The following is a 13,651-nucleotide window of genomic DNA, read 5'->3' as shown; positions in this document are numbered from 1 at the left end:
GCGGCGGCATGGCGCCACTGTCGGGGCCACTATCAGGCGACCCATGGGCGCGAATCGATCAGGCGCGGATCGGATAAAGCTCAGGGACGTCCAGTTCGCCACAGCGGCGTGCCCGCGAGCAAGAGGCCGAGCGTCGCAGTCGCCAGTCCACCAGCGATGTCCCACACATAGTGCTGGCCGGTGGTGATCACGCTGGGCGTCAGCACGACGAGCGCGGACCAGACCCAGGGCCGCAGCCGCGGATATTGCGCGGCGAACCCGGCCGCGGCCACCACCGGAATGGTGATGTGGCCCGACGGAAAGCAGTTGTTGACCCCGTCGAGCGCATGCAGACAACGCCAGGCGGCCTCGGTCAGCGGATCCAGCCCCTGCGGCAACGGCGGACGCACGATCCGGGTCGGCCACAGCAGCCAGATCGCGGCATCGAGCAGGATCGCGACGACGTAGGCGGACAGCGTCGCCAGCAGATAGCGGCGCTCGCGAATCGCCAGCACCAGCGCCGGGCCGGCCAGCAGCAACAGCCAGTACGGCCAGATCGTCCACGCCTGCCGGCCTAGCGCGTGGTCGAGCGCGGTGTACGGCAACAGCCGAGGTTCGCTCAGCGGATAGGCGTTGATGCCCAGGTACAGCGCGGTGTTGATCGCCATCGCGATCATCACGATGGCGATGCGCCGCGACAGCGCGACCGTATCGGTGCCGGCGGCGGCGCGGGTGCGTACATCGGCGGCGAGCATCTGCGGTGGTTGATCCGGCGGCGATTTATTCGCTCAGCATGGTCGATGCGGGCATGGCGACGCCAGTGTCGCAGCGTCGTTGCACGGCGATCCCGCTGTCGGCGCGGCCCGATTCCTGTGCGAGGGCCACAGGCGCGGGGGTTTTCACGCGGCGGCTAATGAGGTTTTTGGTTTGGCGCAATGAGCGATGCGAACGTGACCATCCGGCGGCGCTATCACGATGCATTCGGACGCGCAGCGGCGCTGGGTGCATTTGCGCCAGCGGCAAGGCCTTGCGTGATTTTTCGTCGAGGAGCGATGAAGAGTCCACGCGAGTGGAGCAAAAACATCGTGCCTGAAGGCGTTCTGGCATAGATGTTTCGGTCGCCAGGACATGCGAAGCCTCGCTTCGCCGCGCCAAGCCTTCGTCAGCCGCGTCATGCCGCCGCTGCCGACCTGATTCAGGATTCCCGTCCCATATCGGCAAATGCCCCGCACTGGCTCATACTGCCGGCGCACATGGATACCGAATCTAAGGACACGGCGCGCGCGCGCGTCGATCAAGAACACAGCGCGCGGCGCAGGCACGTCTCAGCGCACGGCCCGGGCCCCGACCTGGATTGGCGCGTGCGCATCGCCGGTCTGGGCCGTTATCTGCCGCGGCGCCGCGTCGCCAGCGCCGAGATCGAGCAGCGCGTCGGCCTGCCCGCGGGCTGGGCGCTGCAAAATAGCGGCGTCGCGTTCCGCCATTGGGCCGAACCCGAACACGAGCGCGCCAGCTGGATGGGCGCGCAGGCCGCGCGCATCGCTTGCGAACAGGCCGGCATCGCGGTCGGCGACGTCGATCTGATCGTTAATGCTTCAGGTTCCGCCGAGCGCGCGATTCCCGACGGCGGGCCGCTGCTGCAACGCGAACTCGGCCTCGGCCGTTCCGGCATTCCCTCCTTGTCGGTGCATGCGACCTGCCTGAGTTTCGTCGCCGCGCTGGAACTGGCCGCCGAACGCATCCATCACGGCCGGATCGAGCGCGCGTTGATCGTCAGCAGCGAAATCGCCTCGGTCGGCCTGGACTTCGACAGCCCCGAGGTCTGCACGCTGTTCGGCGACGGCGCGGCCGCGGCGGTGCTCGAACGCGCGCCCGACGACAGCCCCAGCCGCATCCATCGCATCGCCTGGCGCACGATGGGCGAGGGCGTCGAGATCACCACCCTGCGTGGCGGTGGCAGCTGGCGTCCGCCGTTGGGACCGCTGACCACCCCGGCCGATGCGGTGTTCTCGATGCAGGGACAGGCCGCGCTGCGCAGCGGCATCCGCCTGGTGCCGTACGTGATGCGCCAGCTCGGCCTGGACGATCGCGCCGCGCGCGACGCCTTGCGCTGGGTCGCCGCGCATCAGGCCAGCCGCGCCGCGCTCGACGTGATCGCGCAGATCGGTTTCGAGCACGCGCGCATGGTGAATACGCTCGAACATACCGGCAACTGCATCGCCGCATCGATTCCGCTGGCGCTGGAGCAGGGCGTGCGCGAAGGCACGATCCGCCGCGGCGAACCCGGGGTCTTGCTAGGCACCGGCGCCGGCCTGTCCGGGGTCGGCCTGACGATGACCTACTGACGCCATGACGACCGGTGTTGCTATGCGGTCGATGCCCGAGGCGCGGATGTTGCGCGACGACGCGGGCGATCGCGCAGGTAATCGCGCATGACCACCCAACGCATCGTCATCACCGGCGCGACCGGTTTTCTCGGTGGCGCGCTCGCCCGCCATCTGCTTGCCACGCGGCCGTGGACGCAAGTGGTCGGCCTCGGCCGCGACCCCGTGCGCGGCCGCGCGCTGCAGGCGCAGGGCATCGAATTTCTCGCCGTCGACCTCACCGACGAAGGCGCCGTGCATCGCGCCGTGCGCGGCGCCGATACCGTGGTGCATTCGGCCGCGCTGTCGAGCCCCTGGGGCCGGCGCGAGGCTTTCGTCGCGGCGAACATCGACGCTACCGATCACGTCGTGACCGCCTGCATCGCGCGGCAAGTGCGGCGCTTGGTGCATATCTCCACGCCGGGTATCTACCACGACGGCCAGCCGCATCACGGCATCCGCGAAGACCATCCGCTGCCGGCGCGCGCGGTCAACGATTACGCCGCGACCAAGCTGATCGCCGAGCGCCGCCTGTTCGAACGTTGCGCCAGCGGCGGCGTATCGGCGCTGGCGCTGCGGCCGCGCGCGATCTTCGGCCCCGGCGACAGCGCGATCCTGCCGCGCATCGCCCAGGCATTGCGCAGTGGCCGCCTGCGCCGGATCGGCGCGGACGATTGCACGGTCGACCTGAGCTACATCGACAACGTGGTCGATGCGGTGGTGCTGGCGATGGATGCGTCGTGGCGCTTGAACGGCCGCGTCTACAACATCAGCAACGGCGAACCGGTGGCGATCTGGAACGTGATCGACCGGCTCGCCGACGCGCTGTCGCTGCCGCGTCCGCACCAGCGCATGCCTAAGCCGGTCGCGTTGGCGCTGGCGAGCACGGTCGAAGCGTTTTATCGCCGCTTCAAGCCCGACAGCGAACCGCCGCTGCTGCGTTACGGCATCGAATTGTTGAGCGTCGACATGACGTTGGACATAACACGCGCGCGTGACGAGCTGGGGTATCGTCCGCGCGTGAACATGGACGACGCCCTCGACAAAACCCTGAGCGAACTGGCGCGCGCCGAGGCCCGCCGGTGAGCGGCGAGGTCGCGTTGACGCTGGCCGCGTCCGGCCACAGTTGCGCCGACCCGCGTCATCTGGGTTTCGAGGCCGGACCGGCGATGCAGTTTCCCGCCGGCTGGGCGCTGATCGAACATCCGGTGCAGGGCGCGATCCTGTTCGACTGCGGCTACGGCCCGAGCGCGCGCGCCGCGATGCGCGGCGGCTTGCGCTGGATTTATCGACGCGCGATCCATGCGTGTTCGTCCGCGCATACCGATGCCGGGCAGTTGCTGCGCCAGCGCGGCATCGACGCCGAGGAAGTGCGGATGGTCGTCATCAGCCATTTTCATCCCGATCATATCGGCGGGCTCGATCAATTCCGCCGCGCGCGTTTCGTCGCCCATGCCGACGCCTGGAATCAGCTGCGCGAACTGAGCTGGTTCGGCCTGCTGCATGCGCAGATCTGGAAGGAGCTGCTGCCGGACGATTTCGCCGAGCGCCTGCAATTGCTCGACGAACACGGCCGGCGTCCGTTGCCGGTGGACTGGAGTGGGTTGGGCGAGGGCTGGGATCTATTCGGCGACGGCAGTCTGCACGTGGTGGCCTTGCCCGGCCATGCGCGCGGCCAGATCGGCCTGGCGGTGCGCACCGGCGACGGCGAACGCGTGGTGCTGGCCGCCGATGCGTTCTGGCGGCGCGAGCAACTCGACCGCGATCGACCGCTGCCGTGGCTGACCCAGCGCCTGGCGATGGACGATGCGGCGGCTTACCTCGACACCGTGCGCCGCCTGGCTCGGTTCCGCGACAGCCACCCCGGCGCTTGGGTGATTCCCTCGCATTGCGCCGACACCCTGGCCGCGTGGCGGCAGCGGCATCCGTCGGCGGTGCTGGATGAGGCGGCGGGCGAAGACGATGCTCCGGCGCAAGAGGCCGTGGCCAGCTGAAGTAGTTGCGGGCCGGCAAGGCCATCGCTTCCCAGCATTCGACTAATCAGGCGGCGGGCCACCCGACCGCTCATCGGTTGCCGCTTGCGAACTAATTAATCATTGAATTAAATATATCGCATGGATGCCCCCACCCCCACCAAACGCGGCCGCCCGCGCAAGACCGCCGCGCCCAAGCGTGCCCCCGGCCGTCCGGCCGCAGCCGACAATCCCGACTTGCGCGCGCGCCTGCTCGATGCCGCGATCGCCTGCTATGTCCGCCACGGCATCGCCGCGACCTCGCTGCGCGCGATCGCGACCGAGGCCGGGGTCAACCCGGCGCTGCTGCACTACTACTTCGGCGATAAACANCTGATGGGCGAGGGTAAGGACGTGTTCGACCTGATCGGCGGCTTCGTCGCCGGGATCGGTCGCATCGTCGCCCAGCACCCGTGGCTGCCGTCGCTGTGGGTGCGCGAGGTGCTGTGCGAGGGCGGCGCGCTGCGCGAAAGCATCCTGTTCCAGCAGATCGGCCCGGTGCTGCCGCGGATGATGGCCAAGCGTTTCGCCCAGGCCCAGGCCGAGGGCCGGATCAACCCCGATCTGGATCCGCGCCTGCTGATGGTCAGCCTGATCGGGCTGACCCTGTTTCCGGCCGCGAGCGCGCCGATCTGGCGGCATATGTTCGACGCGGACGATCTCGATCTGGATGCCCAGCGCCGGCATGCGCTGGCCTTGCTCGACCGGGGATTGACGCCATGACAGGCGAGGGCGATCGCATGAAAACGAAGCTTGTTGCCGGTCCCGCATGCGGCGGCCCGATCGGTTCGACGCGAATGACGCTGCACCCGGGCGCGACGACGAAAGCCTGGCTGCTCGCATCATTCGCCGCGATCCTGCTCGCCGCCTGCGGCAAACACGAACCGCAGGCGCTGGGCACGCTGGAATGGGATCGGGTGACCTTGCCCGCGCCGGCCGCGGAAAAAATCGTGCAGATCGATGTGCGCGAAGGCCAGCGGATCAAGGCCGGCACCCGCGTGCTGCAACTTGAACTCGACCGCACCCGTTCGCAATTGAACGCCGCGCAGGCGCAGGCACGTCAATCGGCCGATGCGCTGGCCGAACTCGAAGCCGGCCCACGCAGCGAAACCATCGCTCAGGCGCGCGCCAATCTCGCCGCCGCGCAGGCGCAGCAGCGCGACGCCAGCGCCTACTACGCGCGGGTGCAACCGCTTGGCCGGCGGCAATTGATCGCCGCGGCCGAAGTCGATCGCGCCCGCGCCGCCGCCGGCAATGCGCAGGCGCAGGTGGGCGTCGCCCAGGCCGCGTTGCTCGAACTCGAACACGGCACCCGCCGCGAACAAATCGCGCAGGGCCAATCCGCGCTCGCCGCCGCACAGGCGCAAGCGCAGGTGCAGGCGGTGACGTTCGGCAAACTCGATGTGCTCGCGCCGCGCGACGGCGTCGTCGACAGCCTGCCGTACAAGCTCGGCGATCAGGCGCCGGTTGGTTCGCCGCTGGCGGTGATGCTGGTCGGCGCGCGCCCGTATGCGCGGGTGTACGTGCCCGAGCCGATCCGCCAGGACGTGCGCGTTGGTACTCAGGCGCGCGTCTATATCGAAGGCCGCGAGCAGGCCTGGAACGGCCGCGTGCGGATGATCCGCAGCGAATCGAGTTTCACCCCGTACTACGCGCTGACCGGCGAAGACGCCGCGCGCCTGAGTTATCTGGCCGAGGTCGAACTGAGCGACGCGAAATCCGCCGATCTGCCGGCCGGCTTGCCGGTGCGGGTCGAGTTCGGACCATGAGCGACGCCGCGCTCGCCGCGCCGGACACCACGCAGGCCGCCGATCAATCGCCCGCGATAAAGGCGCGAGGCATGAGCAAGCAGTTCGGCGAATTGCGCGCGGTCGACGATGTCGACCTGACCGTACCGCGCGCCTGCGTCTACGGTTTCCTCGGCCCGAACGGCTCAGGCAAGTCGACCACCATCCGCATGCTGTGCGGCTTGCTGACGCCGAGCGCGGGCGAGATCGAAGTGCTCGGCCTGAAGATTCCCGAACAGGCCGAAGCGCTGCGCCGGCGCATCGGCTACATGACCCAGAAGTTCTCGCTGTTCGAAGACCTGACCGTGCGCGAGAACCTGGAATTCCTCGCCGCGGTGCAGGACATTCCCAAGGCGAAAGCGCGCCAGCGCATCGACGAACTGGTCGAGCAATACCATTTCGCCGATCGCCAGAAACAGCTCGCCGGCACCATGAGCGGCGGCCAGAAGCAGCGCCTCGCCCTGGCCGGCGCGGTGATTCATGGTCCCGAGCTGTTGTTCCTGGACGAACCGACCAGCGCGGTCGATCCCGAATCGCGCCGCGACTTCTGGGAGAAGCTGTTCGAACTCGCCGATGCCGGCACCACCTTGCTGGTGTCGACGCATTACATGGACGAAGCCGAACGCTGCCATCGCCTGGCGATTCTCGATCAAGGCAAACTGGTCGCCGACGGCACCCCGGCCGAATTGACCGGCGCGCTCGCCGACCGCGCGATAGAAGTGCGCGCCGCGTAACCGCGCAAGGCGCAGCGGGTGCTGGTCGGACTGCCCGGCGTGCTCAGCGTCGCCCAGGTCGGCAACAGCCTGCGCGTGTTGCTGGCCGATGCGCACACCGCCGAGCAAAGTCTGGAACAGGCACTGCGCGACGCCGGACTGCCGGCCGAAGTCGACAAGGCCAAGCCCAATCTCGAAGACGTGTTCGTCTCGGCCACCCGCGGCCACGAACGGCAAGCGCCGGTCCAGCAAGCAGCGAAGGCCACGCCATGAAACTGCGCCGTCTGTGGGCGATCGTGCTCAAGGAAATCCGCCAACTGCGCCGCGACCGCATCACCCTGGCGATGATCGTAATGATTCCGGTCGGGCAACTGGTGTTGTTCGGCTACGCGATCAACCTCAATCCGCGCGGCCTCAATGCCGCGATCGCCGATCAGTCCAACACCGCCGCCTCGCGCGCGCTGATCATGGACATGGTCGCCACCGGCGTGATCGATCCGGTCACCCAGGTGCAGACCCCGCAGCAACTGGTCGAACTGTTGCGCCAGGGCCGGATCAGCGTCGGCGTGCATGTGCCGCCGGATTTCGAACGTCGCCGCATCGACGGCCGCGAAGTCGCCCAGGTCATGGTCGACGGCAGCGACACGGTGGTGCAGAGCGCGGCCGCGCAACTGGCGCAATTGCCCATCGACAGTTCGGTGGTCGCGCCACGCAAGGTCGCGCCGATCGGCGTGGTCGCGTTCTACAACCCGCAGCGACGCTCGCCGGTCAACATCGTGCCGGGCCTGATCGGGGTGATATTGACCATGACCATGGTGATGTTCACCTCCGTGGCGATCGTGCGCGAACGCGAGCGCGGCAATATGGAATTGCTGATCACCACCCCGGTCAGTCGCACCGAACTGATGATCGGCAAGGTGTTGCCGTATGCGGTGATCGGTTTGATCCAGACGACCGTGGTGTTATTGCTGGGTACGTGGTTGTTCGCGGTGCCGATCAAGGGCAGCGTGCTCGATGGGTATCTGGCCGCGGTGCTGTTGATCCTGGCCAATCTGGCGCTGGGTTTGATGATTTCGACCAAGGCCGCATCGCAGTTCCAGGCGATGCAGATGACGGTGTTCATCCTGCTGCCGTCGATCCTGCTGTCGGGTTTCATGTTCCCCTACGCCGGCATGCCGGTGGCCGCGCAATGGTTGGCCGAAGTGTTGCCGATGACCCATTTCCTGCGCTTGATCCGCGGGGTGATGCTGCGCGGCGCGAGCCTGTGGGAACTGTGGCAGGACGTGTTGTATCTGTCGGCATTCATCGCGGTGATGATGAGCGCGGCGGTGACGCGTTTCAGCAAGCGCCTGGATTGATCGCCGCGAATGCGCGTCGTGTTCAATCCGGACGCCGCGGATGCGGCGTCCGGATGGATTCATGCCGCCGCGCTCAGCGCGACTTGGTCGAACTGACGCCCTTCGAGCTGATGCTCTTGCCCGCGGGTTCGGCGACGAGTTCGAGACTGCCCTTGGCGTCGAACGACGCCGTGGCGACGTCGGCGGCCCTGGCCGGTGCGGCTTGAACATCGCGAACCTGCGCCGCGGTCGCGGCACCGGCCTGCACCGCGCGGGTCGGCCGCACGCCGCCCGAGGTGCTGCCGGGATCGACGCCGATGTCGCCGGCGACTCTCAATGTGGCCGGCTTGCACGGCGATCCCACCACCAGCTTGCCTTCCCAGCGGCCGTTGGTGCCCGGCGGAATCGGCTTGCCGTCCTCGCCGACGCAGCCCCAGGAGCCATCGGGGTTGTGAACCACGGTGCCTTCCTTCGCCCAGGCCGGACCGGTGACGATCGCCAACAACAAACCGATGGAAAGCAGTGCGTTCTTGCTCATGGCGTTTTTTCCTTAAAACCGCGGTGGGTGTGGGGTGGACGTGTTCTATCACCCGCGACCGGCGCAGCAAGACCTGTCGAAATAAGTTGTTAACTTAAAGTTAATTGCGCGGACAGGCAGCGTTCACGCTGCTCGAACGCCGTAACGCGGTGACCTAAAAACGGATTGCATCGAAGGGAGAGGACACTGCGATGGAAACGAGTTCACGCAAGGTTTCGGGCTCGCGCTTCAATGCGAACCCGATGCGCGAGTCGAAGCGCGCACTGCCCGTGGTGCTGGCGTTCGCGGCCGTGGTCGCGCTGATTGCCTGGGTGATGGTGCGCGAATACCGACTCAGCGGCGATGAGTTTAAGCGCGTGCTCAATCCGGCCGTCGGTAATTCCTACGGATACTGGCTGCTCTACCGCCGCGACCGCGGCTTGTACTGTTTCAAGACTCCGCATCCGATCTACTTTCCCGATTGGCGTTACTGCGTGCCGCAGACCGAGATCGAAGTGATCCGCGACGGCAAAGCGCTCGAGGTGAACGACTATCTCGGCGTCGGCGATGTGGTGCTCAAGCCCGATCGCTATCCCGGCGCGAAACGCGAAGTGCTGTGATCGCGCCGTAGCGATCACGCGCAGGCGACGACGATTTTCACCGGTTCGGATTCCGTGATTTCCGATCGGGATTCCTGGCTTCGGCATGACACCGTGTCGCCAATCGAGCTTCGGCCCCGCGCGCGCGGCTGGCACTGATTGCGAACTGGCGGATTGTTGGGGGCGTGCCAACGAACTCGATGCTTCCGCGCTCCGCGTGAATGGGCTTGCCATGCAGGTGGTTGGCGCGGCGCACGCTCGAGTGTTGTGCCAAGTGGCACACGTTATGGATTGCGCAAGCACTATCCGAATGTCTCGTCGGCACATCCATCAGGCGCTTGCTTGTCGACTCAATGTTGATGCATGTCGATTGGTGAAAAAAATGCGACCAACCAATCGAGAATCCATGCGCTTGTGCATGGCGAAAATTTGCTACGCAGTCCCATGTGCAGCCGACATCGATGCAGGTATGGTGTGCGCGCATTGGCCGCCGCGCGCTCATCGCGACCATGCACGACATCATCAACCAGGGGGAAACCATGTCGATCACGCGTATGCGAATCAGCGCATGCCGCTGCGTGGCGTTGCTTGCATTGGCGACTGCGCTCGCATTGGCGGGCTGCGGCGGCGGCAAGGGCCGATCGGCGACTGGGCCGCTTCCGTCGCCGGCGACACCGCCCGGACCGGCGCAACCGGGCACGCCGCCCGGTACTCCACCCGGTACTCCGCCGCCCAGCCCACCGCCGACAACGGCGACGCCGATGGCGGTCGAATCCGACGCCGCGGCCGCGCGTTTCCTGGCCCAGGCGACGTTCGGCCCCACCCTGGAAGACATCGCGCACCTGCGCCAGTTGGGCACCTACGAGCGTTGGATCGACGAGCAGATCGCGATGCCGGCCTCGTCGCATGCGCAGTATCTGCATACCTTGCTGCCGAATCCGCCCGACCAGGGCAATACCGACGACCAGCGTCTCGAGGGCTGGTTGCAGATGTCGCTCGGCGGCGTCGACGGGTTGACGCCCGGGCTGACGCATCGCGACCAGTTGCGCCAGCGGGTGGCGTTCGCGTTGAGCGAGATCCTGGTGATCTCCGCCACCGGCGTGCAGCAGCGCACCGGCTATTCCACCAGCAGTTATTACGACGTGCTGGTCAACGAAGGGCTGGGCAACTACCGCAAGCTGCTCGAGGACGTGACCCTGCATCCTGCGATGGGCGTGTACCTGTCGATGCTCGGCAATGAGAAGCCCGATCCGGCGCTCAATATCCGCCCCGACGAGAATTACGCGCGCGAAGTGATGCAGTTGTTCAGTGTCGGCCTGGTCCGGCTCAACGCCGACGGCACGCCGGTGCTGGTCGACGGGCAGAGCGTGGCGACCTACGATCAGGACACCATCGGCGGATTCGCCCATGTGTTCACCGGCTGGTCCTACGAAGGCTGTCGCAGCTTGCGCGGTTGCAAGGCCAGCCGCATCGACCCGGTCCGCGAGCGGCCGATGGTGGCCTATCCGCAGTTCCATGCCAGCGCCCAGTCCAAGCAGTTGCTGCGTTATCCAGGCGTGGCGCTCGCCAACGGCGTGCTGCCGGCCGGCGGCACGGCGCAGAGCGATCTGGGCGCGGCCTTGGACAATATTTTCCGGCATCCCAACGTCGGCCCGTTCATCGGACGGCAGTTGATCCAGCGTCTGGTGACCAGCAATCCCAGTCCCGCGTACGTGGCGCGCGTGTCGGCGGTCTTCGCCGACAACGGCCAGGGCGTGCGCGGCGACATGAAGGCGGTGGTCAAGGCGATCCTGCTCGATCCGGAGGCGCGCACGCCGTCGGCGCAGCCGTCGCATTTCGGCAAGGTGCGCGAGCCGATGCTGCGCCTGACCCATCTGTACCGCGCTTTCAACGCGCGCAGCCGCAACGGACGCTATGTCGCGCGCGCCCCGGATTTCTACCAGCGCAATCTGGGCCAGATTCCGCTGGGCTCGCCGTCGGTGTTCAATTTCTTCCGTCCCGATTTCGTGCCGATCGGCGAGATGGGCGAGCTCGGTCTGGCGGCGCCGGAGTTGACCTTGGCCAACGATTCGCTGATCCCGGCCGGCAACAATCTCATCTGGGACCTGGTGCGCGGATTCCATACCGGCGCCACCGGCCAGTCCGACACCGCGATCTTGCTCGACTTCAGCCGCGACCTGCCGCTGGCCGCCGATCCGAACGCATTGCTCGATCGCTACAACCTGCTGTTCCTGTCCGGGCAGATGTCGCCCGCGATGCGCCAGGTGCTGTTGAATCACCTCAACGGCGTGCGCAACAACGATGGCGGATTGAGCCGGGTGCAGCGCGCGCTGTATCTGATCCTCAACTCGCCCGAATACAACGTGCAAAAGTGAGCCGCCGCCATGGATCGACGTAATTTCCTGCGCAAGTCGCTCAAGGCCGCTCTCGGCGGCGCCGCGGCCTATGCGAGCCCGGCCGGCCTGAACCTGTTGGGCGCGGCCATCAACAGCTACGGCCCCGGCAGCTTCAACGACTACAAGGCCCTGGTGATGGTGTTCCTGGGCGGCGGCAACGATGGTTTCAACACCGTGGTGCCGCTGGAGGGGGCGCATTACGATCGTTACGCCGCGGCGCGCGCAACGCTGGCGCTGCCGCAGTCGGGCTTGCTGCCGCTGTCGCCGCTGACCGGCGGCGGTGCATCCGACGGCGCGCGTTACGGCCTGCAATCGGCGATCGACGCGATCGACACCGTCGGCACGACCGGTCTGGGCAAGCTGTTCGACAACGGCGCCGCCGCGATCTTGAGCAACCTCGGCACCTTGATCCAGCCGATCACCCGCGATCAGTACCGCGCCCGTCTCGGCACGCGGCTGCCGCCGCAGTTGTTCTCGCACATCGACCAATCGCAGTACTGGCAGATTTCGCGTACCGACGACGCCCGCCGGCTCGGCTGGGGCGGCCGCATCGCCGACTTGCTGACGCCGGTCAACAGTGGCGCGGCGCTGCCGATGACCATCTCGATCAACGCCGCGGCGACCCTGGCGCGCGCGGCCAGCGTCGATCAGTACGTGCTGCACCAGACCGGGCCGCTGATGCTGCAGCCGGGCAATGCCGACCTGCGTCAGGCCATGCAGGCGCTGGTCCAGCAGGACCGCCAGGCACACGTCATGGAACGCAGCTACGCGGGGGCCTACCGCCGCGCCGGGGACAACGGCCGCTTGATCGGCGATGCGCTGGCCGGTGTGCCGGCGCTGGCCACGCCGTTTCCGGCGACCGGCCTGGGCGCGGCGCTGCAGATGGTCGCGCGCACGATCGCCGCGCGCACCGCGCTCGGCCACCGTCGCCAGATCTACAGCGTGTCGCTCGGCGGCTTCGATACCCATGACGATCAATTGATCGATCATCCGGTGTTGTTGAGCACGCTGTCGCAGGCGCTGACCGCGTTCCATGACGCGACCGTGGAACTCGGCGTCGCCAACGGGGTGACCGCGTTCACCGCATCGGATTTCGGCCGCACCCTGTCGTCCAACGGCGACGGCTCCGATCACGGTTGGGGCTCGCATCACTTCGTCGTCGGTGGCGCGGTTCGCGGCGGGCGCTTCTACGGGCGCATGCCCGACCTCACGCCCGACGGCGCGGACGATGCCGGGCAGGGGCGGATCATTCCAACCACGTCGGTCGATCAATACGCTGGCACGCTGGCGAAGTGGTTCGGGGTGGCGGATGCCGATCTGGATCTGATTTTCCCGAACCTGGGAAATTTCGCGGTACGCGATCTTGGGTTTATGGCTTGAGTGCCTGGTAGAACGAAGCGGGCATCACCCTCAAGCTGTCATTCCCGCGAAGGCGGGAAGCCAGCGACTTTGAACGTTCTTGCACGAAGGCTTGCGGATGTTCGCTTTGTGAGCTGGCTCAGTAGATAAGTGTCCGAGCTAAAGTCACTGGATTCCCGCGTTCGCGGGAATGACGGCGGGAGAGTTTCGGAGGAGGACTTGCCGATTCGTTGCAGTTGTTCGGCATAGGACCGTGATGCGATCGCAACCGCCACGTCATCTCGACTCTATGGTTTGAGTGCTCAGGCTCTGTGACATAAGCCGTATTGCAGGTGGCACTCTCCAAACCGTCATTCCCGCGAACGCGGGAATCCAGCGACTTTGAGCGTACTTGCGCGAAGGTTTACGGATGCTCGCTTCATGAGCCGACTCAGTAGCTGGGGGGGGCGAGCTGAAGTCACTGGATTCCCGCCTTCGCGGGAATGACGATAGGTAGGTTTCGAGAGGTGTTGCCGGATGGCTTGATTGCCTCGGCATGCCACGTCGGTTTCCTCTGCTGGCCGCACTCCAGGCCGTCATTCCCGCGAAG

Annotated in this window: 11 protein-coding genes and 3 pseudogenes; 11 read left to right on the top strand and 3 right to left on the bottom strand. The window is 66.7% G+C overall.

Annotated elements, in window-relative coordinates:
* Nucleotides 1-80: 80 nt before the first annotated feature.
* Nucleotides 81-734, bottom strand: a complete 654-nt coding sequence (locus ASD86_RS23875) for a phosphatase PAP2 family protein (RefSeq protein ID WP_056116792.1) — start codon at nt 732-734, stop codon at nt 81-83.
* Between the two features lie 498 nt (nt 735-1,232).
* On the opposite strand from ASD86_RS23875, the gene ASD86_RS23870 reads away from it, so the two are divergent.
* The 8 genes and pseudogenes from ASD86_RS23870 (at nt 1,233) to ASD86_RS23840 (ending at nt 8,212) form a co-directional block, all read left to right on the top strand.
* Nucleotides 1,233-2,324, top strand: coding sequence for a 3-oxoacyl-[acyl-carrier-protein] synthase III C-terminal domain-containing protein (locus ASD86_RS23870; RefSeq protein ID WP_056116791.1), 1,092 nt, complete (start codon nt 1,233-1,235; stop codon nt 2,322-2,324).
* An 87-nt stretch (nt 2,325-2,411) separates the two neighbouring features.
* Nucleotides 2,412-3,428: an NAD-dependent epimerase/dehydratase family protein gene (locus ASD86_RS23865; RefSeq protein ID WP_056116788.1), complete on the top strand. Its 1,017-nt coding sequence runs from the start codon at nt 2,412-2,414 to the stop codon at nt 3,426-3,428.
* Entirely contained in the window at nt 3,425-4,336 is a 912-nt protein-coding gene (locus ASD86_RS23860) for an MBL fold metallo-hydrolase (protein WP_056116787.1), read from the top strand. Before ASD86_RS23865 ends, ASD86_RS23860 begins: the two co-directional genes overlap by 4 nt.
* Before the next feature lie 120 nt (nt 4,337-4,456).
* Nucleotides 4,457-4,686, top strand: a pseudogene (locus ASD86_RS28075) (helix-turn-helix domain-containing protein); the annotation flags it as partial.
* A 1-nt stretch (nt 4,687) separates the two neighbouring features.
* Nucleotides 4,688-5,077, top strand: a pseudogene (locus ASD86_RS28070) (TetR/AcrR family transcriptional regulator); the annotation flags it as partial.
* 74 nt (nt 5,078-5,151) lie between these two features.
* Nucleotides 5,152-6,123 carry an HlyD family efflux transporter periplasmic adaptor subunit gene (locus tag ASD86_RS23850; RefSeq protein ID WP_056116783.1) on the top strand — a complete coding sequence of 324 codons (972 nt, stop codon included), beginning with the start codon at nt 5,152-5,154 and terminating at the stop codon, nt 6,121-6,123.
* Nucleotides 6,124-6,179: 56 nt separating this feature from the next.
* Nucleotides 6,180-7,127 (top strand): annotated as a pseudogene (locus ASD86_RS23845) (ABC transporter ATP-binding protein).
* Nucleotides 7,124-8,212, top strand: a complete 1,089-nt coding sequence (locus ASD86_RS23840; RefSeq protein ID WP_056116781.1) for an ABC transporter permease — start codon at nt 7,124-7,126, stop codon at nt 8,210-8,212. Before ASD86_RS23845 ends, ASD86_RS23840 begins: the two are co-directional and overlap by 4 nt.
* A 73-nt stretch (nt 8,213-8,285) precedes the next feature.
* On the opposite strand, the gene ASD86_RS23835 is transcribed toward ASD86_RS23840, so the two are convergent.
* Nucleotides 8,286-8,729, bottom strand: coding sequence for a hypothetical protein (locus ASD86_RS23835; protein WP_056116779.1), 444 nt, complete (start codon nt 8,727-8,729; stop codon nt 8,286-8,288).
* A gap of 191 nt (nt 8,730-8,920) precedes the next feature.
* Between ASD86_RS23835 and ASD86_RS23830 the strand changes: the two genes are divergently transcribed.
* Complete coding sequence (locus ASD86_RS23830; RefSeq protein ID WP_056116777.1) at nt 8,921-9,328, top strand: hypothetical protein; 408 nt, start codon at nt 8,921-8,923, stop codon at nt 9,326-9,328.
* A 37-nt stretch (nt 9,329-9,365) separates the two neighbouring features.
* On the opposite strand, the gene ASD86_RS27350 is transcribed toward ASD86_RS23830, so the two are convergent.
* A complete protein-coding gene (locus ASD86_RS27350) occupies nt 9,366-9,941 on the bottom strand; it encodes a hypothetical protein (RefSeq protein WP_162253726.1) in 576 nt (191 codons plus the stop codon).
* 127 nt (nt 9,942-10,068) lie between these two features.
* Between ASD86_RS27350 and ASD86_RS23825 the strand changes: the two genes are divergently transcribed.
* Entirely contained in the window at nt 10,069-11,682 is a 1,614-nt protein-coding gene (locus ASD86_RS23825) for a DUF1800 domain-containing protein (RefSeq protein WP_056116775.1), read from the top strand.
* A 9-nt stretch (nt 11,683-11,691) separates the two neighbouring features.
* On the top strand, nt 11,692-13,083 hold the full coding sequence (locus tag ASD86_RS23820; RefSeq protein ID WP_056116773.1) for a DUF1501 domain-containing protein: 1,392 nt from the start codon (nt 11,692-11,694) through the stop codon (nt 13,081-13,083).
* Nucleotides 13,084-13,651 lie beyond the last annotated feature (568 nt).

It is taken from the genome of Lysobacter sp. Root690 (assembly GCF_001427785.1).
In the GTDB taxonomy this organism is placed as follows: domain Bacteria; phylum Pseudomonadota; class Gammaproteobacteria; order Xanthomonadales; family Xanthomonadaceae; genus Lysobacter.
The sequence above is the reverse complement of the archived record's forward strand: the minus strand, read 5'-3'. Positions and strand labels throughout refer to the sequence as shown.